Raw genomic sequence first — 21,920 nt, forward strand, 5'->3', positions numbered from 1 at the left:
GAAATGTCAGATTACTCAGATAAAATTTACTTCAGGACTTAATGCTATACCAAATTTTTCAAAAACGGATTTTTGTATTTTTTCAGCCAGTTCTTTGATTTCCAGTCCTTTGCCGTTGCCGTAGTTCACCAGAACAAGTGCCTGCTTTGCATGAACACCTATTTCCCCTTCGCGATATCCTTTCCAGCCAGCCTGTTCAATCAACCATCCTGCCGGCACTTTGACCGTTGTTTCATTGACAGGATAACTTGGAATAGCAGGAAACTTCTCTTTGAGCTTCTCAAACTGATCTTTAGGAATTTCAGGATTTTTAAAAAAACTGCCGGAATTTCCGATTTCTGCCGGATCAGGTAATTTGCTCTTTCTGATTTTGACAACGGCCTCACTGATTGCCTTTACACTTAATTCAGAAATGCCTGCTTCTTCGAGCGTTTTCTGAATATCGCCATATGAAATTTTAAAAAACGGATTTTTGCGGAGTTTAAAAGTAACAGACAAAATTACATATTGCCCTTTTTTCTCATGTTTAAAAACACTTTCACGGTAACCGAAATGACAGTCCTCAAGCTTAAAGGTTTCAACTTCCAGGGTTTTAAGGTTGAGTGCCTGCAATTCCTCAAAAATATCCTTAATTTCCACTCCGTACGCCCCGATGTTTTGCATAGGTGCTGCGCCAACAGTTCCGGGAATAAGAGAAAGGTTTTCCATGCCTCCGAACCCTTTTGCTACAGCAAACATCACCAGATCATTCCAGACTATTCCGGCTCCGGCTTTAATCAGAACGGTATCTGTATCTTCAGCAATAATGTCAATACCGGAAAGGTTGATTTTGACAATAAGTCCTTCAAAATCTCCTGTAAGCAGAATATTACTTCCCCCGCCAAGGAAAAGTCTTGGTAAAGACTGATATTGAGGGTCTTTTAAAATTTCTGTTAAATCTTCTAAAGATCCGATTTCTACCAGAAATTTCGCAAAGGCACTTATTCCGAAGGTATTGTATGATTTTAAAGAAACGTTGGTTCTGACTGCTAGCATTGGCTGAAAATTCCGGAATTCAGGAAGTCTGTTAAGGTGGTTTGTTGAAATTCCGGATTCAAAATAACACAAAAGCTTACAAACGTTTATTGTTTTTCTGAGATTTATACTTAAAATTTGTAAAATCAACTCAGAATATAATCTTTTAAAACGTTATCAGCTTGTTTTGATTCACTGATTGCAAGTGCTCCGGAAACTTTATTGAATTCCGGAACTTTATCGGAGGTCAATCTTTCGGAAAACAACTCTTTTTTTGCAAAAATACCCACTCTTTTATGCAACGCATTTCATACTTCGTCTTGTTCCTTATGGTGATTTTTGGTGTAGCATGCTCTCCGAAAGTTGCTACTACAGGGAAAAGTACAGCTTCAGCAACAACTAAAAGTACACCCAAATCCAACGACCAGAATTTGGCAGTTTACCGGCCGAAATATAATGAGAAGCCCGGAGAAAGTGTTTCCGGTAAAGCTGATCCTAAAAAAGTAAACAAATCTGAACAGCCGATGCAGGTAAATAAAAAGCTGGATGCTGTTTTGGATACAATTGCTTCAAGGAACAAAAATATCAGGTTTGCCAATGGTTACAGAATTCAGATTTATGTAGGAAATGACAAAAAATCTGCAGATGATGCCAAGGTTTTTACTTATCAGAGCTTCCCTGAGCTTAATCCGTACATAAGCTATACACAACCGGTTTTTAAGGTAAAAGTAGGTGATTTCCTCAACAGGATGGATGCTGAAAGATATTTCAGTAAAATTAAGGAAAGCTATCCTACAGCCATGATTTTACCTGATAAAGTAGAGATTCGCAAAGGCTTGCAGGTAAAGTAATGAGATTTTCTGAGCTATTGAAATTAAAGCAAGGCGGAGTAATTTTGCCTTTTAAAATCTGAAGATTATAAGGATTTCTTCTGAAAACGCCGGGTTACGGCATATTTAAACAATTTTATTTTTAAACGATGAAAGCATACGTTTTCCCTGGTCAGGGTTCCCAATTTAAAGGAATGGGCAAAGATCTTTATGAAAAGTCACCTTCTGCCAAAGCCCTTTTTGAAAAAGCAAATGAAATTTTAGGTTTTAGAATTACTGACATTATGTTTGAGGGAACCGATGAGGAGCTAAAGCAAACTAAAGTAACTCAGCCTGCTATATTTCTTCATTCTGTGATTTTAGCAAAAGAAACCGCAGATTTTAAGCCTGAAATGGTAGCGGGACATTCATTAGGTGAATTTTCGGCCCTTGTATCAGCAAATGCCCTTAGTTTTGAAGATGGTTTGAAACTGGTTTCGCAAAGAGCTTTGGCTATGCAGAAAGCCTGTGAACAGAATCCCTCTACAATGGCTGCGGTATTAGGACTTGAAGATGCGGTAATAGAAGAGATTTGTGCCTCAATTACTGATGATGTAGTGGTAGCAGCTAATTTCAACTGCCCGGGTCAGGTAGTAATTTCGGGTTCTAATTCAGGGGTGGCAAAAGCAGGAGAGAAATTGAAAGAAGCAGGAGCAAAGAGAGTTTTACCTTTGCCTGTTGGCGGAGCTTTCCACTCACCTTTGATGGAATCAGCCAGAGAAGAACTTGCCGCAGCTATTGAGGCCACAAATTTTAACACTCCGGTCTGTCCGATTTATCAGAACGTAAATGCCCAGCCTTCTACAGATGTAGCTACAATTAAGGCAAATCTTGTTTCTCAGTTAACCGGAGCTGTGAGATGGACGCAGTCGGTTGAGAACATGGTAGCCGGCGGAGCGAGCTCTTTTACAGAATGCGGACCGGGTAAAGTTTTGCAGGGTTTGGTTAAAAAAATTGCTCCAACGGTGGAAACAGCCGGTTTATAGGCATTTTGAAGCAAGAGATTTGAAATTTTTTTCAAAAATTTTGGCTTAAATAAGGCCTTGAAAACCAAAGTTATATGAGACTACTTAAGGCCTTTTCTGAAAGAAATTTAAAGATTTTTTCAAAAAGGGCTTGACAAATTAAGAAGGAACCTGTAATTTTGCATCACCTTTTACAACAAGGATGACCGATGGTGTAATGGTAACACTACGGTTTTTGGTGCCGTCTTTCTAGGTTCGAATCCTAGTCGGTCAACAAACCCCTCTTTCTTAATCGATTGAGGGGTTTTTGTTTTGAGATTTTTTAGTTTTTATATAACTATTTTCAGTTTTTTGAATTATAGGTCTTTTTTAAACCTGAAATGTTGGCTTATTCTTGCTGAATTTTTAAATTGCAATCTTCTTTGAAAGGGGAAATCCGGTCATCGGATAAATTCTTCCGGATTTGGCTTTAATATTTTATCAGTTTTGCCATAAAATACATTTTATACGATGCTTTATGTGTTTTCTGATACCACTCTTTAAAGAAGATCTCTTATTCTCAAAATCTATAAACCGGAAAGATTTACATTTAATCATCGGAAAAGTCCGGATGCTATTGAAATAGGGAGAGAAAAAGAATAGGTTTCTATTTTTCAGGTCAGGAACACGCTTATTTTTTATTAAGATATAATCTCTTTTTAATTTCTGAATTTTACCGCTCACACTAATAAACTATATTCGAAAGTGACATTAATCAAATCAATATCAGGCATACGTGGAACAATTGGGGGAAAAACCGGCGATGCACTTACTCCTCTTGATGTCGTAAAGTTTGCGGCAGCTTACGGGACTTGGTTGAAGAAGTCTAATCCTGAGAACCTTAAAGTAATTCTTGGAAGAGATGCTCGTTTATCAGGAGAGATGGTTTCAAAATTAGTAGTTTCTACCCTTCAGGGACTTGGATTTAATGTTATTGACCTTGGGCTTTCCACTACTCCGACTGTAGAAATGGCTGTTCCGGCCGAAAAAGCAGCAGGAGGAATTATTCTTACAGCAAGTCATAACCCGATTCAATGGAACGCACTTAAATTGCTTAATTCGGCAGGAGAGTTCATTTCAGGCAAAGACGGTGAAGAATTGCTCGAAATTGCGGAAAAAGAAGCATTTGATTTTGTTGAAGTAAGAAAGCTGGGGTCCTATACGGCGGATAACACATATCTGAAAAAACACATCGATTGGATACTTGAATTGCCCCTGGTTGATAAAGAAGCTATTGCTTCACGTAATTTCAAAGTAATAATTGATGCAGTGAACTCTACGGGAGGCATTGCAGTACCAATGCTTCTGGAAGCTTTGGGCGTGACTCAGATTACTAAATTGCATTGCGAACCAACTGGTCATTTTGCACATAATCCTGAGCCACTTCCGGAAAACCTGGGAGATATTACAAAAGCCATTGAAAAAGAGAAATTTGATTTGGGAATTGTAGTTGATCCTGATGTGGACAGACTTTGTTTTATGTGTGAAGATGGTTCTCCATTTGGCGAAGAATATACTTTGGTGGCTATTGCAGATTATGTTTTGCAACATAAAAAAGGAAATACGGTTTCTAACCTGTCTTCAACCCGTGCATTGAGAGATGTTACAGAGAAAGCAGGAGGTAAATATTATGCCTCAGCGGTAGGAGAAGTGAATGTGGTGGCACTCATGAAATCTTCGAAGGCCATAATCGGAGGAGAAGGAAACGGTGGTGTAATTTATCCTGAATTACATTATGGAAGAGATGCTTTGGTTGGAATCGCCTTGTTTCTGTCGCATCTGGCAAAATCGGGTAAAAAGATCTCTATCTTGAGAAAGGCCTATCCGGAGTATTATATTTCTAAAAATAAGATTGAATTAACCCCGGATATAGATGTTGATCAGGTTTTGGAAGAAGTGAAGAAAAAGTACTCTAAAAATCCGATAAATGCTATTGATGGTGTTAAAATTGAATTTGATAAAGAATGGGTACACCTTCGAAAATCAAATACCGAGCCGATTATCAGAATTTACTCTGAATCCGACTCAATTACAAAAGCAGATAACCTGGCTAAAAAGCTTATCAGCGATATTAAAGAGGTAGTGAATCACAGAATATAATTCTGTCAATAAATATACATTCTTTAAAATGTCAGGCACAAAAGCCTGACATTTTATGTTTTAAGCTAAATAGATTATATATACAGAACTAGTAGAATTTTAATCCATTGATAAATAATGCATAGAGTTTATTTTGATAATGCTGCGACAACCCCGATTGATAAAGCAGTTTTAGAGGCTATGATGCCTCTTTTTGAGGAGAATTTCGGGAATCCTTCTTCTATCCATTCACATGGGAGAACCGTTAAAACAGCAATTGAGCGTGCCCGAAAGACCGTTGCAGGATTATTAAATACCTCTCCCGCAGAGATATTTTTCACTTCAGGAGGAACAGAAGCAGATAATACGGCAATTCGTTGCTCAATTGAAGAATATGGCATAACACATGCTATTACTTCGCCGGTTGAACACCATGCTGTTTTACATACATTAGAATACCTGGCTAAAAAAGGAAAAATCCGTATTAGTCTGGTGAACCTGGATGAAAAAGGTCATATCGATTTGAATCACCTGGAAGAATTGCTGAGAGAAAACCCGAAAACACTGGTTTCTTTAATGCACGGGAACAATGAGATCGGTAATTTGCTGGATCTTGAAAAAGTAGGTGCACTTTGTGAAGATTATGGTGCAATTTTCCATTCTGATACTGTTCAGACCATGGGACATTACAAACATGATTTGCAGCAGCTTAATATGAATTTTCTGGTTGGTGCCGCACATAAGTTTCACGGACCTAAAGGGGTTGGTTTTCTTTATATGAATGCCAATTCTAAAATTCATCCTTTTATACATGGCGGGGCACAGGAACGCAATATGCGGGGAGGTACTGAAAATGTTTATGGAATTGTAGGACTTGCCAAAGCTTTGGAAATAGCTTATTCCGGTATGGAAGAACACCACAAGCATATTCAGCATCTGAAAACCTATATGATCGGGAAATTGCAGCAGAGTATAGAAGGGGTGAGTTTCAACGGTGATTGTGCAAATGCCGACAGGAGTTTATATACTGTACTGAATGTTAGTTTCCCGGCTTCCGATGATTCTGACATGATGTTATTTAACCTTGATATTAACAAAATTTCAGCTTCTGGAGGAAGTGCCTGTTCAAGTGGTTCAAATATCGGCTCTCATGTTCTGACTGCTATCGGGGGAGATCCGAACCGCCCTGCGGTAAGATTCTCTTTCTCAAAATACAATACAATTGAAGAAGTGGACTTTGTTGTCAGTAAATTAACGGAATTGCTGAAAGTGGAGGCATAATTTCCCGGCAGGTATTTGTGTTTTAATTCTTTCGGGTTAAATTTGAGTAAGCTTCAAATGGGAAGAATTAAGTCCGGCAATAGATTAAAGAAATCATGGATTTCGGGAGAAAGTTCCTGAAAACGATTCTCTTTAATCTATTGCTGAACTGTAAGAAGTTAATCAAGCACAATATAAAACCTTTATCGATGAATGATGCTCCTGACGGCCGGCGCCCTCAACTGGATCGTGTTATATCCGCTACTCAACTTTGGGCTATTGCTGTCGGAATGGTGATTTCCGGAGAATATTTTGGCTGGAATTACGGCTGGGAAGTAGCCGGAACAGTTGGCTTTCTCATTTCTACAATTATTGTGACAATTATGTATGTCACATTTATCTTTTCCTACACAGAGCTTACAACGGCTATTCCGCATGCCGGAGGCCCTTTCTCTTATGCTCATCGTGCCTTTGGACAAATCGGAGGATTTATTGCCGGTTTTGCCACTTTGGTTGATTTTCTACTCGCTCCGCCAGCTATCGCTTATGCATTAGGCAGCTATACACATTTTTTGAATCCTGCCATTCCTATTATGGGTACTGCACTGGCAACTTATGTAGTGTTTATTACTATTAATTTATTTGGCATTAAGCAATCTGCCCGATTTTCCCTGATCGTTACAATTTTGTCGGTACTGGAGCTGGTCGTATTTCTGATCATTATTCTGCCATGTTATGATAATGACAGGTTCTTGGCGAATAATCCGCCTTCCGTTGAACCGGGCGGTGTTTTTGCAGGGATTCCTTTTGCAATGTGGTTTTTTGTTGCCATCGAAGGTGTTGCTATGGTAGCTGAAGAAGTAAAAAATCCCCATAAAACAATTCCCCGGGGATATATCTCCAGTATTTTAACCCTGGTGATACTGGCTTTGGGTGTAATGATTCTAAGTGGCGGAGTAGGAGACTGGCGGCAATTAAGTAATCTGGATCATCCTTTGCCTGAAACACTGACTATGGCTCTTGGAAAAAATAATGCCTGGTCAAAAGTGTTTGCCAGTTTAGGGCTTTTCGGTTTGATTGCTTCCTTTCATTGTAATACCATCAGTTATTCAAGACAGATTTATGCTCTGGCAAGAGAAGGGTATCTCCCTAAAATACTTTCTCAGATCAGCCTGAAGTATCATACGCCTCATTGGGCGCTGATTGCAGGCGGTTTGGTGGGATTTCTGGCTATATTTACCGGAACGACAAATGAAATTATTATTCTCTCCGTCCTGGGAGCTGTGGTAATGTATCTGATCAGCATGTTAAGTTTGTTTGTTCTCCGGAAAAAAGAACCCGGACTGCATCGTCCTTTTAAAGCGCCGTTATATCCTTACGTGCCTGCGGTGGCTTTGATTTTATCGGTTGTCTGCCTGCTGGCAATCGTTTATTATAACAGATGGCTCAGCCTGATTTTTTTCGGAGGTCTGGGAATTTCTTTATTGGCATTTGTATTGAAATACATAATTTTCACTTCTAAAAAAGTAATAAACTGAGTAATTCATCTGTTTTGAGAACCACTCTTCAAATATTCTTTGCCCGATAAAATAATTTTCCCCAATTTCGACTTATACATATGTATATCCCATTTTGTATAGTTGAAGTTTCTGTAATATTCTGTTTACTGAAATCTTTTCAGGCCAACAGAAAAGCCCATTCATATAAAACACCATTTTGTTATGTCTATCTTTGACAAATTGAAGACCTTATTTCAACCCGATAAGACTGATGTTGTCGGGGAGAATCCGATCGAATCTCTTCAGACAGAGGAGGTGCATGTTCTTTCGCCACATCAACCACAGTTACCACAGCCGGAGGTAACTTATTATCCCGATTCGAAAATCTATGAAGTGCAGCCCGACTGGCTTATTAATGAAGATATTCTGCGGGATGAAGGCGTGATTTTTGGATTGTCAGGGTCAGATCCTGATGAGAAAACCTCAATAATCAGAAGTTATTTTTCTCAGCAAACGGCCGGAACTGAGCAGGTAATCAAACAGCAGGAAGAGAAAATCGGAGAACTGAATTACTGGATTGAAGAGCGTGAAGAGGCAATTAAGAGGAATGAAGCTGATATTGTAGCGGTTAAAAACCAGGAATTTGAAGGACAGCATCATCTGCCCAGAACTATAACAGGCCTGCTTTTGGCAGTGGGAATAGCTTTCGGGAATTATTTTCTGATTCAGGATGCTCTGAAGGATCAATTTGTACAAAGCGATATTATCGCTCTCGGAGTTTTTCTGGCAGGGATGTTTAATCTGTTTGGAAGGGTTTCCTTCCTTCATGACCAGGAAAAGCAAAGTACCTGGAGAAGGATTCTGGAAGAAATAGGGATGCCGCTGGCAGCCTCAGTTTTTGTGTTTGCACAGGTTTATGAAAGCCAGCCAATTATTAAATCTCTTTCCTTACTTGGATTCGTATTTTTCCTGTTTATGTTTTCCGGGAAACTTCTTTTAGGAAATCTTACCATTTTGAAAGACGATTTGTCAATTTTTCAAAAGAGAAATCAACGCCAGAAAGACAAAGTCAGAAGAGTGGAAGAATGGGAGGCAGAAATAGAACGATTTAAAGCAGAAATCGGAAAACACCGGTCCGAAAAGCAGGAGATTTTACCGGAACTTACCAAACTTATCGCAGAAAGAACCAAATTGAACGCTCAGCGGGATATGCTGATTAAGGTTTTTGAAAGTGAATACAATTTGGCTGTCAATTATAAAAACCGCCTGAGTGATAAGCAGATTAAAGAAATTTCAGATGTTGACTAGTTTTAAGATACCTTAAAAATATTATGGAAGAGAATAACTCACATACCGATAATTATGACTTTCAACATGGCTATCAAAGCGGATTGGAAGCTGTGGATAAAAATACTTATGAAGGCTTTCTATCCAGTCAGGTTAATTTTGAATGGCTTAAAAAACAAATAGATGAAAGGAAGAGCGATATTAAAGCCCTTGAAGAGTCTATAGAGCAGGTAAAAAACAGACAGAAAACAGCTTTTGATACCTTGCAGGAAAAAATGCTTCAGGTTGGTCTTTATGGCAAACGTAAGGAACGGCTGGAAGAACAGGTATATGAAAATCAGGCAAGTATTCATGATCTTACCGCAAAGCGGGAAAAGTCTGTTCATAAGTATTCCCTGCTGGCTGGATTTGTGTATTTGTTTGCCGGGATTTCGTTTATGGCGGGAGATTTGATTATTTCTCATGAAATTGTGGCTTATGCCCTGAACATCAGAAATAATATTGAAGCATGGTCTTTTGCAGTAGGTTTAGCAATGATTTCGATTTTGCTGAAACCAGCTTATGAACGACTTATAGAAAGCCCCTATGCTGAAAATACTTCAGCTAATTCTAAAAAGATTTATGCCTGGTTTAAAGGAGCGATGGTGCTTTTTGCCGTTGCTACCTTATTTATTTTAGGGTGGTTCAGATATGAGGCTTATAAAACGGATAAATTAAAGGACGGGGTAAACAAAACGATTAAAAATATTCAGAATGAATCGATAGACCCGCTGAATCCTTCTGCTCCTTTGTCGCAGGAAACAGCAAGAAAAATTGACCAGCAACTGAAGACTTTTGATGTGCTTAATGAGAAACTGGTTAACAGTCCCTGGGCTTTGGCATCTTTTGTTTTGTCAGGTGTACTTTTTGCCATAGCAGGAGCCATTTGTCTGGGAATAGCCTTTCCGGTGCTGCAATGTTACTGGTACAGATGGATACAGATTGATACTAATCTCAGACGTTTGAAGAAGGAGAAGAAAAAACTTGTTCCGGAGTTGCAGGAGGCTGAGGCCTTATTGGCTGATAATGTTGTTCAGAAAAATGTACTGGAAAACGACCTTAACCTTTTACCTGGTATTGAAGAGCTGGAAACCCGGAAACGAAATTATGAGAATGAAATAAAAGATTGTGTGGAGCAGTTGAAACTATCTGAAATGGAAGTGAGAATTGCCAGTTTTAATGATGGTTTTAACAAAGGTAATATGGTAAGAAACGAAATTGGTGAAGACGAAGCCTCTCAGTTTATCCGGGAAAACTATTTCACAACTTCAAGTTTAGCCAGCAAGGCAAAATCATATACCGGAGACAAAGCTCTTTTTAGCAAGAAGCCTGCACTCAGACCTCATCAGCAATTGAGAAGATTGATTTCCGAGGATTTTAACGAGGATTAAATCGTTTTCAAAACAAATATTTTTTAATTTTTTTAAAGGATTGATATTTTTTCAGATATCAGTCCTTTTTTTGTTTCAAAAACCCTTGAATCTGACATGTAAGAAAAGTACAACAAATAATATAGCTTTAAAAAGTGAGTACTATTTCAATTTTTTTATAGAATTTATCGGAAACCTGTTTAATAAACAGGTCGAAATGAGATTAAGTAACTCCTTTTTGAGGAATGTACCTTCAAAATAATTTGCTTTTGTATTAATTGTATTTTTCTAATTTTATATCACTTCAAGGACTAACATGGAATAGTGATTTAATCGGTTTGGCAGTTTTTAAGCTGTGTTTTATAAGCAAAAAAATAATGTTAATAAATCATTAAAAATTTAAAATTATTGTTGGAAATATCATAAAAATAATTGAACATTGTGTCAACATTAAGTGTTATTACTCAAAATTCACAATATTAATATCATAGTTATGACACAATCATCGCAAGCAATATATCTTTTAAAGGATTTATACGTAACAAAAGAGGAGGTAGAAATAATAGATTCCCTTGTTGATTCTCAACAAATGTTTTATGATTTTTCCAAGAATAAGGTTGTTTCTTTTATTCAGGAAACAGACTTTCACCTTGTAATTTATAATGCAGATGAAAATGATAAAGGCTTTACGATGTACATCGTGAAAGACTTCTGTAATCATGAAGAGGAGTTGGTGTATTTGCGGAATATTTTTCAGGCTCTGGTGCAGCAAGGTGTAAATATTCATACCATGCGTGCTGCAAGAAGTAAAGTAGAAGACATTTTTTACATGCTTGAAACATTCAGAGCCTTGTTTCATAAACAAAAATCTTCGGATGATTCAACGCCATATTCGTTACCGGATTCTATTATGCATTAAGGTTTGGATTTGAATTAACAAAAGAGGCCGGAAATTTTCCGGCCTCTTTTGTTATCAATAGTAAAATGAAAGCAACAACCTTAGTAGGCTCTTGCGAAAATTACCCTGCGTGACGAAGGTTTTCCCGAATAAATACAAACCCCTTCTTCGTCCACAGCATCCAAAGGAATACAACGGATTGTAGCTTTCGTTAATTCTTTGATCTTTTCTTCCGTTTCAGAAGTGCCATCCCAGTGCGCTGATATAAAACCAGGTTTCTCATCAAGGATTTTTACAAAATCATCCCAATTGTCAATCTTTGCCGTGTTATCTGTTCTGAATTGAAGGGCTTTATTATAAATATTCTCCTGAATTTCGTCCAGAAGATTTACGATCGATTCAACAATGCTATCAATCTGATAGGTTGCCTTTTGTTTGGTATCACGACGGGCTACTTCAATGGTGCCATTTGCAAGATCCCTTGCCCCGATAGCCAGACGAACCGGAACACCTTTAAGCTCATATTCAGCAAATTTGAAACCAGGACTTTGCTTGTCTGAATTATCAAATTTAACGGAAATACCTCTTTTCTTAAGTTCTTTCACAATAGGATTTACTTTTTCAGAAATTTGAGCCAGTTGTTCATCTCCTTTGAAAATAGGAACAATAACTACCTGAATCGGAGCTAATTTCGGAGGCAAAACCAATCCTTCATCATCTGAATGGGCCATTACCAAAGCACCCATCAGACGGGTTGAAACACCCCATGAAGTTCCCCATACAAAATCCTGCTTATTTTCCTTGTTGAGGAATTTAACATCAAATGCTTTCGCAAAATTTTGTCCGAGGAAATGAGAAGTTCCTGCCTGCAAAGCTTTTCCATCCTGCATCATTGCTTCGATACAATAAGTATCTTCTGCTCCGGCGAAACGCTCATTAGGAGTTTTACGGCCGCGAATTACAGGAACAGCCATAAATTCCTCTGCAAAGGTAGCATAGATTTCAAGCATTTGCTCCGTTTCGGCAACAGCCTCTTCCTTAGTGGCATGAGCAGTATGGCCTTCCTGCCACAAAAACTCAGCCGTTCTCAGGAAAAGTCTGGTACGCATTTCCCAACGGACTACGTTAGCCCATTGGTTGATTAATAAAGGAAGATCTCTGTAAGATTGAATCCAGTTTTTATAAGTACTCCAGATTACAGTTTCAGAAGTGGGGCGGACAATCAGTTCTTCCTCAAGTTTTGCTTCAGGATCTACAATTACGCCTCCGCCATTCGGATCATTTTTAAGACGGTAATGGGTAACAACAGCACATTCTTTAGCGAAACCTTCAACGTGGGAAGCTTCCTTTGAAAGATATGATTTTGGAATAAATAGAGGGAAATAAGCATTCTGATGCCCAGTTTCTTTAAACATATCGTCTAAAGCTCTCTGCATTTTCTCCCAAATCGAATAACCATAGGGCTTGATTACCATACAGCCTCTTACGGCAGAATTCTCGGCTAAATCGGCACGCTTTACCAGTTCGTTGTACCACTCGGAATAATTTTCACTTTTTTTTGGGAGTGCTTTACTCATTTTATCTTTTTTTTCGTTGTTATTGTAAGAATATCTGTCTGCAAACTTATTTTTGCCGCCTGAATAGGGGTAAATCTTTCAAAAATTGTCACATAACTGCTGCTACTTAACAGCTTAGAATCAAATACTTAATAGGGAATTTTTGTATTTGATCTTTTGTTAATAAGATGTTAAAATTCTTGCAAAGATAAGTTTTTATAGTAAGTTTGACATGAAATTTAAGTTTCAAGTTTTAAGAAACCGTTGATGGAATATTTTCAGTTCCTGCAGATGGTGTTTTTTGTATTGCTTGAAACCTGAAATCGTAAAACATTTTAATCTTTAAAAAAATGGACCTCAAAAATTCAATAAAATATTTTTCAGCCTTCGCGCTGCTAAGTATTTGGGGGTGTAGCTCTTCCAGTCAGGTTGCACGAAACTCTTCGAATGAGGTGTATGATGACCTCTACGCCTCAGCAAAAGATGTTCGCCCAGCCACATTTGCCGACAGGGAGCAGGAACGCCAGGAACAACGTGACAGAGAATATGTTAATAGAAATCCTGAATACAGATCTAATCAGTACAGTAATAACAATAATACTCAATCACAGAATATTCAGGGAACAGACGAGTACTATTCTCAAAACTGGATAAATTCCCGTAGTGTTTATCAAAACCAGAATTCAGATAACTATAACTCAGGTTTCAGAGACGGAGTAAACACTGTGGCCGGTTATGGTTACGGAGGAGGATACTCAAACAGCTGGAATAGCTGGTATGGCAATCCGGGTATTTCTTTTGGAATGTCGTTTGGAAGCCGCTGGTCTCCTTATGGATATTATAACCCGTATTCTTATGGTTATAATTCATTCTATGATCCTTTTTATTATGGTGGATTTGGAAGCTATTATAGCTTTGGTTATGGCGGATATTACAGCCCGTATTATTATAATCCTTTTAGTCCCTGGGGTAATTATTATTCTTATAGCCCTTATTCTTATTATGGAGGCGGAGGATATTATCCATCGTATTATGATTACTACAGACCTTCAATCGCCGGAGCCGACAGAAACCGTACTTATGGCCCTATAGGAGGAACAAGTTCATCAAGATACAATTCTCCTTCCAACGGTTCAGGAAATACAGGCCCTATCCGTGGCAGTCGCCAGTCTAATGATGGCCAGCCTAACGATAATACTTATTACTCAACCAGAGGCGGTCGTGATAACAATTATAATTACAATAATGGCGGTAATTCCTATCCAAATACAAGAGGAAATAACAGTACCGCATCAACGCCTAATAATAACTCAAATACTTACTATTCGGCACCAAGAAGAAATTCGGGCGTAACCTATGCTAATCCTTCTTCAGGTGATTATAACAGTAACAGCAGCAGAAGTACAAATAGTTACAACAATAATAATAACTATAACAACAATAGCAGTAGAAGCTGGTCTAATAACTCTTCCTCTTCATGGAGCAGTGGTTCTTCAGGTGGTACCCGTGGTGGGGGAGGTTCTTCATCCGGCGGTTCTTCTGGAGGATCTTCCGGTGGCGGTGGAGGATCAAGAGGTCCGAGATAGCGAAAAGTTGGTTCAGTAAATCATTCAGAAGTGTCGACTTTCAATTAAAAAGCCGGCACTTTTTTTATGTAATAGCCCTCAGATTAAATATTAACAAATTATTAACATATTTTTGGTAGGTGAAAAACGTTAAATAATTGTCTAAACATTATTGAGAGTCTAACGCGTATTACCTGCAAAACAAAATACATCATGAAAATTACTAATCCGATAATAATGGGAGGCTTGCTTTTATTAAGTCCTCTTTTTATCAAAGCCCAGGACGCCGCATCGCTTGCCAATACCTACACAAATTATGCCCAGATGTTCTCCAATATCGCACCGCAGGGAACAGCTCGTTATCAGGCTATCGGCGGATCACATGCAGCATTAGGAGCTGATCTGAGTAATATCTCTTATAACCCGGCAGGTGTTGGATTTTATAACAGATCCGAAGTTAGTATTACCGCTTCTTTGAACAGCCTGAGTACAAATGCAAGTTATATCAATCAAACTTATCCTGATCAGTACACAAAGCTGACTATCCCTAACTTTGGGATTGTTTTTGCCAATGATAACCAAAATGGTGACTGGCATGGAGCATTCGCAATCGGATATAGCCGCCAGGCTACGCTGAAAACCACCTTTATTCTTCAGGGAACGAATGAAAAAAGCTCGTTACTGGATAATGCGGCTAATTCTGCAACCAACAGAAATATCTCTCCGACTGATTTAAATAATGAATTTGATAACACAACGGGCAATCCTACTTCTTATGAAGGTTTGTTTTATCAGGGATATCTGATTGATCCGGGAGCAAATAATACTTACCAAAACAGACTGGATGCAACTACTGTTACAAAACAGAGGGTTTCATTTACTTCTGACGGGAAGATTACACAATGGACTTTTGCTTACGGAGGCAGCTATAAAAATAAACTCTATCTGGGAGGATCTATCGGATTTGTCGGTTTAAGCTATCGCTATAGCTCTGCATTGAATGAGAAGTTTTCTGACAAGAATGCCAATGTAACTCCTGTGGTAAATAACCTGGCTTATACTGAAGATTACTCTGCTTCAGGCAGCGGACTGAATTTATCATTCGGGATGATTTATCGTCCTTTAGACATTGTAAGAGTAGGTTTCAGTGTAACTACTCCAACCTGGTACAGCAATATATCTGAAACGAAGGATGCGTCTCTATATGCTGCCTTTAATCCGAATATGCAAAATGATAATAACGGAAAGCCGATTTCTTCTATTCAATACAATCTGAACCAGCAGATTTTTGATTATCAGTTAACAACGCCCCTAAGAATGGCAACAGGAGTGGCCTTTTTCCTGGGAAAGAAGGGTTTTGTCTCTGCTGATGTGGAATATGTTAATTACAAGGGTATGAGTGTCGGATCGAGCGATTCTCCTGCCTCGGTAAATGCTGATTTCAAATCAATTGTAAATCCGGAGTTTAAAAACCGTTTTGACAATGCATTTAACTTCAAGGTTGGAGCTGAGTATAAAATTTCCGGAATTTTCAATGTGCGTGCCGGAGTTGCCTCAAAAGCAAATCCGTATAAAGCTTCTTTCGACAAACAGGATTTAGGAAGAACAATCTTACAGATTTCAGGTGGATTCGGGGTTCGTACAAGCGACTATTATATAGATTTTGCCTTGGTGAACAGCAGTTATAACACAGGTTATACACCATATGAATTAAGTAATCCTAATAATTATTACTCCGCTAAAATTTCAAATACTTTCACCAGCGGAGTACTTTCATTCGGATTATTCTTCTAAATGATATTTCAGATCAGATGAAAATGAAAAGGTCTCAGAATTTATGAATTCTGAGACCTTTTCATTTTACAATTCATCAAGTAACCACATCAGCTGTTCGACTTCAATATTACCGTCAATCTTAATGTCGGCCTGAGCATAATAAGGTAATCTGTGATTGTATCGGTTCTGAAGCTCCTCAAAGAGTTCATCTTCCTTCAGGTTTTTATTGATTAAAGGCCTGTTATTGGCATCCGATTTTCGAAGCCTTTTAATCAGATCGACTGGTTCAACATTTAAAAAGACGCTTACACCGGTAGATTTAATAAAGGTCATGTTATCAAAAAAGCAAGGCACTCCACCTCCTGTGGCAATTACAAGACCTTGATCCGGATGAAACTGTCTGAGTATTTCGCTTTCTGCTTTTCTGAAATACTCTTCTCCGTTAAGGTTAAAAATTTCAGGAATGGTTTTGTTTTCGGCTCTTTCAATCAATTCATCCATATCCACAAACTGGTAATTTAGAGCTTTGGCCAATTGTTTACCTAAAGTACTTTTACCAGATGAGGGCATGCCTATTAGAAAAATATTTTTCATCTGATTTTACGGAAAATTTTACGAAACAGATTCTGAAAATGATTGATTTCTTACTTCAATTTCTCCAGAACCTCATCTTTAGTAGGGGTATCATTATGAGACCATTTGCCTTTTACGGTACCATCTTTTAAAAGCCAGATTCCCGGACTTGATCGTGAAATGGTTTTTAAAACTTTAATATCCGCAGATAATTGCGGAAATGCCAGCTGATGTGAATGACGGAAATTGTTTACCTCTTCGTCTGAGGATGAACTAAGCAGCCATACTGTTACAGCTGATCCGTTAAGACTATTGGCCAGGTCGCGTATTTTACTGATATTTGAAAAATCTACTTTACTGATAACCGGAACAATTATCATTAATTTGTTACCTGTAAAACTTTCTGCTTTATAATCAGTACTATCACCGTCTTTCCAGATATTATAATCAGTGATTTTAGCTTTTGCCGCATCCTGATTTAAAGTAATAAGCTCTTTAAAATGATAACTAGTATCTGTAGGCATGGTCTCCAATTCAACCTTCTCACCATTTTTTTCATAAATATACTTAAATTTCAATGCCTCAGAAGGTTTCATATTATTCTGAATATTCTGTCCTACAGCATAAGGAAGCCCGTCGTATGGAGGTAAATGCCTGATTGCATAGATTCCCAATACGACACACAGGACTGTAGTAAGGCCTACAATCCAACCGGTTTTAGGTTGCGAAAATATCTTTCTCTGCCACAGAATAATGAGGATAAAGAACATCAGAATAATGTCTTTCCAGAAACTCGTCCATGGTTTTAGCTTGATGGTTTCCCCAAAACAGCCACAGTCGGTGACTTTGTTATAATAAGCAGAATAAAAGGTCAGAAATGCAAAATAGATTACCATTGCCAGTAAAACCCAGGAAGTAAATTTCAGGCGATAAGACACAAGTAATGCCACACCCAGAATCACCTCCAGCGCACACATAAACACAGAAATAAACAAGGCATATGGAACTAATGAATGCCAGAAACCTGCAGACCAGACGAAGTCTGTTGCAAAGACGTCAAAATATTCCTCGAGTTTTATCTCGGTTCCGACCGGGTCGTTTAGCTTAATTAATCCGGAAAAGATGAAAACAATTCCAACAAGTACTCTGGAAAACTGTGCGATATATCTCATGAAGTGAAACCCGATGCGTCTTTTACGACAATTAGTTATGTATCAAAATTATTACTTTCAGGGAAAACTGCTTGTTAATGAAATGTTAAAGCCGGTAACAGGATAATTTCTGGTCAGACTCCTGCAATTTTAAAGATTGATTTCAAACTTTCTGTCCATATCAGTATGGTGAACAGCTTATTGCTGGCTTTGAGATCCTTTTAGTTTAATCAGACAAAAAACGGCATAATTCAACATATCCTGATAGTTTGCTTCCACACCTTCTGAAACAAGAGTCTTGCCATGATTGTCTTCAATCTGCTTGGTTCTGAAAATTTTTGTCAGAATAAGGTCTGTCATACTGCTTATCCGCATATCTCTCCAGGCTTCACCGTAATCGTGATTTTTATTCATCAGTAATGTAAGGGTTTTTTCAACCTGATCATCATACAGCGAGCTCAGTTCTGCTTCTGAAAATTCCATCTGATCAGACTTTTCAAGGGTTTTCTGAATAAGTGCAATAAGACAATAATTGATAATGCCGATGAACTCTCCTTCGATACCGTCTTCAACTTTCTGAATGCCTTTTTCCTGAATGCTTCTGATTCGTTGTGCTTTGATAAAAATCTGATCTGTCAGACTTGGGAGACGTAAAATTCTCCATGAAGTACCATAATCTTTGTTCTTTTTCTGGAAAAGCTCTTTGCAGAGCGAAATTACTTGCCGATATTCGAGTTCAGTATTCAATTTTGAATGATAGAATAAGTGAATGTTTAATGAAAATATTGCGGATTCAGATACAGGAGTCCTGTTGTGAAGATTGTCAACAATCGATAGGTTTGTTTCTGAGTTTTTGTTTTGAAAGCAGTTTAAATCAACAGTCCTTCATTACGCCTGCTGCAAAATTATTGCATTTTGCCGGATTATTCCCTTTTATTCTCTCATTCTGTTATTTATTCAACCAAAATTCAGGCAATGACCATAAATTGCAGAGGTAAACTGATTGATTTTAAAATTCCCAAAGTAATGGGGATTTTAAATATTACACCTGATTCGTTTTTTGAACGGAGCAGATATGATACGTTGGACAAAGTACTTTCCCAAACAGAAAAAATGCTGGAAGAGGGAGCTGCTTTTATTGACATCGGAGGACACTCCACCCGCCCGAATGCCTCTCCGGTGAGTGAAGAAGAAGAGCTTAGAAGAGTAATTCCTGCCATTGAAGAAATTATAAGAAGATTTCCGGACGCACTGATTTCCATTGACACTTTCAGAGCAAAAGTGGCCCGGGAATCAGTATTTGCCGGAGCAGTTATGATTAATGACGTGATGGGAGGGAATCTGGATGAAGAAATGTTTGAAACTACCGCCGGATTAAATGTCCCCTATGTTTTGATGCATAGCAGGGGTACTCCTGAAAATATGAATCAGCTGACCAATTATGATGACCTTGTTATGGATATTTTAGACGATCTCCAGCAAAAAGTATATCAACTGAGGCAGCTTGGGCAAAAGGACATTATTCTGGATTTAGGATTTGGTTTTGCCAAGACTACCGACCAGAATTTTCATCTGCTCAACAGATTGGAAGCATTTAATATTATGGGTTTACCCATGCTTGTAGGTGTTTCAAGAAAATCGATGATCTGGAGAAAACTTGAAATATCCCATATGGACGCCCTGAACGGTACAACAGTAATGAATACGATCTCTTTGATGAAAGGAGCTAATATTTTAAGAGTTCATGAGGTCAGGGAAGCGATTGAAGCAGTGAAACTGGTTGAATGGACTAAATCTCTTTAGTTTTTGATTAATTCAAATATAATCTCAAGGGCATTTTGCCTGATTATGAAAATATGAAAGAATATAACTTTTTGAATGGACAGATTTTGTTGTCAGAGGAGGCAAAAATCCATGTTTCGGACCTTGGTTTATTGCGTGGATACGGGATTTTTGATTTTTTCAGAGCAGTAAACGGGAAACCGGTTTTTATGGATGACCATTTAGACCGATTGGAAAATTCAGCAAGATTGATGGGTTTACCTATCCCTGAAAGCAGAGAAAGACTGAAAGAAATTATTCTGGAACTGATAGAATTGAATCCTCATGATTTACTGGGAATAAAGGTTGTGATGACAGGAGGTTATTCTCCTGATGGCTATACTCCGGCTGAACCGTCCAATCTGATGATTATTCCAAAGCCTTTTATTTTCAAACCGGCAGATATAGGAATGAAATTAATGACTTATGAATATTCCAGAGAAATTCCGGAAATAAAGACCCTGAGTTATATTTCTCCGATCAGGGTTTTACCGAAAATGCGGGAAGCAGGAGCTGACGATTTATTATATCATCTGAACGGAGATATCAGTGAGTCTTCAAGAAGTAATATTTTTATCATAAAAGACCGGAAAGTTATCACTCCTAAAGATGGCGTTTTGTATGGCGTAACAAGAAAATATGTGCTGGAGTTGTGCAGAGAACATTTTGAAGTTGAAGAAAGAGACGTTACCCTGAAAGAAACACTTGAGGCTGATGAAGTTTTTACAACCGGAAGTACAAAACGTGTAGTAGCCATTTCGCAGATTGATAATACTATTTTTAATGATGGCAAAATAGGGAAACAAACCCGTAAAATACAGTCTCTTTTTCTGGAAAGGGAATTATTATAAGATTGGTTATTGATGTATGTTAACCAATTAATAAATCAGAGAATGTATTTCATTGGATTTTGGAAAAAATGAATACTTTTGGTGAGTAAAACAAGTCAGGGAAATTCTTCCTGAGCGACGTTTTTTTAAACATATTCTTTTTCTTTCTAAAACAAAACTATCAACAAAATGGGATTGATGTCTTTTTTTAAAGGTGTAGGTGAAAAGGTTTTTGGGCACCACACTGAGGTTGAACCTGCCAAAGCTGCTGAAGTAGAGCCATTAAGAGCCTCCGCATTACTAGAGCATGTTAAATCATTGGGTTTGCACTACAATAAGTTGTCCGTAAAAACTGCTTTGGATACCGTTACACTTGAAGGAGAAGTGCCTTCTCAGGAAGATTCTGAGAAAATTGCACTTGCTGTTGGTAACGTTGAAGGAGTTAAAGTAGTAAATAATCTGTTAGCGGTAGCTGTTCCGGCTCCGGAAGCTCAGTTTCATGAAGTAGTTTCAGGTGATTCTCTTTCTAAAATTGCAAAGCAATATTATGGAGACATGATGAAATACCCTGTGATTTTTGAAGCCAATAAACCAATGCTTAAGGATCCTGATTTGATCTATCCGGGTCAGATTTTACGTATCCCGACTTTGTAATAAGAAGCTTAGTTTATATCTGAAAAATGCCTCTTCTATAAGGAGAGGCATTTTTCTATAAGATCATATAGTTTTGAAGTGCCGGAATAAAAGATGCTTCCAAACAGTAAAACAATTAATCAGATTTTGGTCTGAATTCCTTGATAACTTCATGATTGCAGACCAGATAAGCTCCGCCAATCAGATCTATACAATAAGGTACCGCAGGAAAAACCGCATCAAGGCATTGTCTGATCGCCTTTGGCTTACCCGGAAGGTTAATAATCAGGGTTTGATTTCTTATTCCGGCTGTTTGCCTTGACAATATCGCTGTAGGAACATACTTCAGACTTTCCTGTCTCATTAATTCACCAAAACCAGGCATCATTTTCTGACAGACTGCCTCTGTTGCTTCCGGTGTTACATCTCTTACAGCAGGACCAGTTCCACCTGTAGTAACGACCAGGCAGCAACCATCAACGTCCGCCATACTTATCAACGTTTCCGAAATCAGAGCCTGCTCATCCGGAATTACTTTGTAAACCGGTTCAAAATCTGAAATCAGATATTCTCTGAGGGTCTCTAAAACAGCTTTTCCCGGAATATCTTCATAAATACCGGCGCTTGCCCGGTCAGAAACATTAATGATACCGATTTTAATTTTCGACATATTGTTGGTTTATTAAGAAAACATAA

19 protein-coding genes and 1 tRNA gene are annotated in these 21,920 nt (G+C 38.1%); 14 read left to right on the forward strand and 6 right to left on the reverse strand.

Annotation, left to right across the window (positions count from 1 at the left end; translation table 11 throughout):
- Positions 1-15: 15 nt before the first annotated feature.
- Positions 16-1,035, reverse strand: coding sequence for a UDP-N-acetylmuramate dehydrogenase (murB, locus tag BM179_RS22485; RefSeq protein ID WP_092019482.1), 1,020 nt, complete (start codon positions 1,033-1,035; stop codon positions 16-18).
- A 275-nt stretch (positions 1,036-1,310) separates the two neighbouring features.
- On the opposite strand from murB, the gene BM179_RS25720 reads away from it, so the two are divergent.
- The 9 genes from BM179_RS25720 (at position 1,311) to BM179_RS22530 (ending at position 11,340) form a co-directional block, all read left to right on the forward strand.
- A complete protein-coding gene (locus BM179_RS25720) occupies positions 1,311-1,865 on the forward strand; it encodes an SPOR domain-containing protein (RefSeq protein WP_229633015.1) in 555 nt (184 codons plus the stop codon).
- A 128-nt stretch (positions 1,866-1,993) separates the two neighbouring features.
- The gene (fabD, locus tag BM179_RS22495) at positions 1,994-2,869 is read left to right on the forward strand and encodes an ACP S-malonyltransferase (protein WP_092019427.1); all 876 of its coding nucleotides are present in this window, start codon (positions 1,994-1,996) and stop codon (positions 2,867-2,869) included.
- Positions 2,870-3,051: 182 nt separating this feature from the next.
- Positions 3,052-3,122 (forward strand) — tRNA-Gln (locus BM179_RS22500).
- 470 nt (positions 3,123-3,592) lie between these two features.
- Entirely contained in the window at positions 3,593-4,987 is a 1,395-nt protein-coding gene (gene glmM, locus BM179_RS22505; protein ID WP_092019428.1) for a phosphoglucosamine mutase, read from the forward strand.
- Positions 4,988-5,104: 117 nt separating this feature from the next.
- The gene (locus BM179_RS22510) at positions 5,105-6,247 is read left to right on the forward strand and encodes a cysteine desulfurase family protein (RefSeq protein WP_092019429.1); all 1,143 of its coding nucleotides are present in this window, start codon (positions 5,105-5,107) and stop codon (positions 6,245-6,247) included.
- Positions 6,248-6,342: 95 nt separating this feature from the next.
- Positions 6,343-7,764, forward strand: coding sequence for an ethanolamine permease (eat, locus tag BM179_RS22515; protein ID WP_229633016.1), 1,422 nt, complete (start codon positions 6,343-6,345; stop codon positions 7,762-7,764).
- Positions 7,765-7,947: 183 nt separating this feature from the next.
- Complete coding sequence (locus BM179_RS22520; RefSeq protein WP_092019431.1) at positions 7,948-9,033, forward strand: tripartite tricarboxylate transporter TctB family protein; 1,086 nt, start codon at positions 7,948-7,950, stop codon at positions 9,031-9,033.
- Positions 9,034-9,056: 23 nt separating this feature from the next.
- Positions 9,057-10,442 (forward strand): hypothetical protein, encoded by a 1,386-nt coding sequence (locus BM179_RS22525; RefSeq protein ID WP_092019432.1) that lies wholly within the window; start codon positions 9,057-9,059, stop codon positions 10,440-10,442.
- A 472-nt stretch (positions 10,443-10,914) separates the two neighbouring features.
- A complete protein-coding gene (locus BM179_RS22530; protein WP_092019433.1) occupies positions 10,915-11,340 on the forward strand; it encodes a hypothetical protein in 426 nt (141 codons plus the stop codon).
- Between the two features lie 80 nt (positions 11,341-11,420).
- On the opposite strand, the gene proS is transcribed toward BM179_RS22530, so the two are convergent.
- Positions 11,421-12,896, reverse strand: a complete 1,476-nt coding sequence (gene proS / locus BM179_RS22535) for a proline--tRNA ligase (RefSeq protein WP_092019434.1) — start codon at positions 12,894-12,896, stop codon at positions 11,421-11,423.
- Positions 12,897-13,225: 329 nt separating this feature from the next.
- On the opposite strand from proS, the gene BM179_RS25440 reads away from it, so the two are divergent.
- The gene (locus tag BM179_RS25440) at positions 13,226-14,461 is read left to right on the forward strand and encodes a hypothetical protein (protein ID WP_092019435.1); all 1,236 of its coding nucleotides are present in this window, start codon (positions 13,226-13,228) and stop codon (positions 14,459-14,461) included.
- 192 nt (positions 14,462-14,653) lie between these two features.
- Positions 14,654-16,234, forward strand: a complete 1,581-nt coding sequence (locus BM179_RS22545) for a hypothetical protein (RefSeq protein WP_092019436.1) — start codon at positions 14,654-14,656, stop codon at positions 16,232-16,234.
- A 66-nt stretch (positions 16,235-16,300) separates the two neighbouring features.
- On the opposite strand, the gene BM179_RS22550 is transcribed toward BM179_RS22545, so the two are convergent.
- The 3 genes from BM179_RS22550 to BM179_RS22560 all read right to left on the reverse strand — a co-directional run bounded on the left by BM179_RS22550 (position 16,301) and on the right by BM179_RS22560 (position 18,687).
- Positions 16,301-16,810 (reverse strand): shikimate kinase, encoded by a 510-nt coding sequence (locus tag BM179_RS22550; RefSeq protein ID WP_092019437.1) that lies wholly within the window; start codon positions 16,808-16,810, stop codon positions 16,301-16,303.
- 50 nt (positions 16,811-16,860) lie between these two features.
- Positions 16,861-17,961, reverse strand: a complete 1,101-nt coding sequence (locus BM179_RS22555; RefSeq protein WP_092019438.1) for a BT_3928 family protein — start codon at positions 17,959-17,961, stop codon at positions 16,861-16,863.
- Positions 17,962-18,138: 177 nt separating this feature from the next.
- Positions 18,139-18,687, reverse strand: a complete 549-nt coding sequence (locus BM179_RS22560; RefSeq protein WP_092019439.1) for a DUF1599 domain-containing protein — start codon at positions 18,685-18,687, stop codon at positions 18,139-18,141.
- Positions 18,688-18,915: 228 nt separating this feature from the next.
- On the opposite strand from BM179_RS22560, the gene folP reads away from it, so the two are divergent.
- The 3 genes from folP to lysM all read left to right on the forward strand — a co-directional run bounded on the left by folP (position 18,916) and on the right by lysM (position 21,245).
- A complete protein-coding gene (folP, locus tag BM179_RS22565) occupies positions 18,916-19,743 on the forward strand; it encodes a dihydropteroate synthase (protein ID WP_092019483.1) in 828 nt (275 codons plus the stop codon).
- Between the two features lie 53 nt (positions 19,744-19,796).
- Positions 19,797-20,612: an aminotransferase class IV gene (locus tag BM179_RS22570; RefSeq protein ID WP_092019440.1), complete on the forward strand. Its 816-nt coding sequence runs from the start codon at positions 19,797-19,799 to the stop codon at positions 20,610-20,612.
- 168 nt (positions 20,613-20,780) lie between these two features.
- Positions 20,781-21,245, forward strand: coding sequence for a peptidoglycan-binding protein LysM (gene lysM / locus BM179_RS22575; RefSeq protein ID WP_092019441.1), 465 nt, complete (start codon positions 20,781-20,783; stop codon positions 21,243-21,245).
- A gap of 115 nt (positions 21,246-21,360) precedes the next feature.
- On the opposite strand, the gene mog is transcribed toward lysM, so the two are convergent.
- On the reverse strand, positions 21,361-21,894 hold the full coding sequence (gene mog, locus BM179_RS22580; protein WP_092019442.1) for a molybdopterin adenylyltransferase: 534 nt from the start codon (positions 21,892-21,894) through the stop codon (positions 21,361-21,363).
- Positions 21,895-21,920: the final 26 nt, after the last annotated feature.

Source organism: Pseudarcicella hirudinis (assembly GCF_900115665.1).
Taxonomy (GTDB): domain Bacteria; phylum Bacteroidota; class Bacteroidia; order Cytophagales; family Spirosomataceae; genus Pseudarcicella; species Pseudarcicella hirudinis.

Bases quoted from the DNA above. Each gene is read 5' to 3' on its own strand.
- mog (WP_092019442.1), bottom strand. From the start codon at position 21,894: ATGTCGAAAATTAAAATCGGTATCATTAATGTTTCTGACCGGGCAAGC.
- BM179_RS22550 (WP_092019437.1), bottom strand. From the start codon at position 16,810: ATGAAAAATATTTTTCTAATAGGCATGCCCTCATCTGGTAAAAGTACT.
- BM179_RS22555 (WP_092019438.1), bottom strand. From the start codon at position 17,961: ATGAGATATATCGCACAGTTTTCCAGAGTACTTGTTGGAATTGTTTTC.
- murB (WP_092019482.1), bottom strand. From the start codon at position 1,035: ATGCTAGCAGTCAGAACCAACGTTTCTTTAAAATCATACAATACCTTC.
- BM179_RS25440 (WP_092019435.1), top strand. From the start codon at position 13,226: ATGGACCTCAAAAATTCAATAAAATATTTTTCAGCCTTCGCGCTGCTA.
- BM179_RS25720 (WP_229633015.1), top strand. From the start codon at position 1,311: ATGCAACGCATTTCATACTTCGTCTTGTTCCTTATGGTGATTTTTGGT.
- fabD (WP_092019427.1), top strand. From the start codon at position 1,994: ATGAAAGCATACGTTTTCCCTGGTCAGGGTTCCCAATTTAAAGGAATG.
- lysM (WP_092019441.1), top strand. From the start codon at position 20,781: ATGGGATTGATGTCTTTTTTTAAAGGTGTAGGTGAAAAGGTTTTTGGG.
- BM179_RS22520 (WP_092019431.1), top strand. From the start codon at position 7,948: ATGTCTATCTTTGACAAATTGAAGACCTTATTTCAACCCGATAAGACT.
- BM179_RS22570 (WP_092019440.1), top strand. From the start codon at position 19,797: ATGAAAGAATATAACTTTTTGAATGGACAGATTTTGTTGTCAGAGGAG.
- folP (WP_092019483.1), top strand. From the start codon at position 18,916: ATGACCATAAATTGCAGAGGTAAACTGATTGATTTTAAAATTCCCAAA.
- BM179_RS22525 (WP_092019432.1), top strand. From the start codon at position 9,057: ATGGAAGAGAATAACTCACATACCGATAATTATGACTTTCAACATGGC.
- proS (WP_092019434.1), bottom strand. From the start codon at position 12,896: ATGAGTAAAGCACTCCCAAAAAAAAGTGAAAATTATTCCGAGTGGTAC.
- BM179_RS22530 (WP_092019433.1), top strand. From the start codon at position 10,915: ATGACACAATCATCGCAAGCAATATATCTTTTAAAGGATTTATACGTA.
- eat (WP_229633016.1), top strand. From the start codon at position 6,343: ATGGATTTCGGGAGAAAGTTCCTGAAAACGATTCTCTTTAATCTATTG.
- BM179_RS22545 (WP_092019436.1), top strand. From the start codon at position 14,654: ATGAAAATTACTAATCCGATAATAATGGGAGGCTTGCTTTTATTAAGT.
- BM179_RS22510 (WP_092019429.1), top strand. From the start codon at position 5,105: ATGCATAGAGTTTATTTTGATAATGCTGCGACAACCCCGATTGATAAA.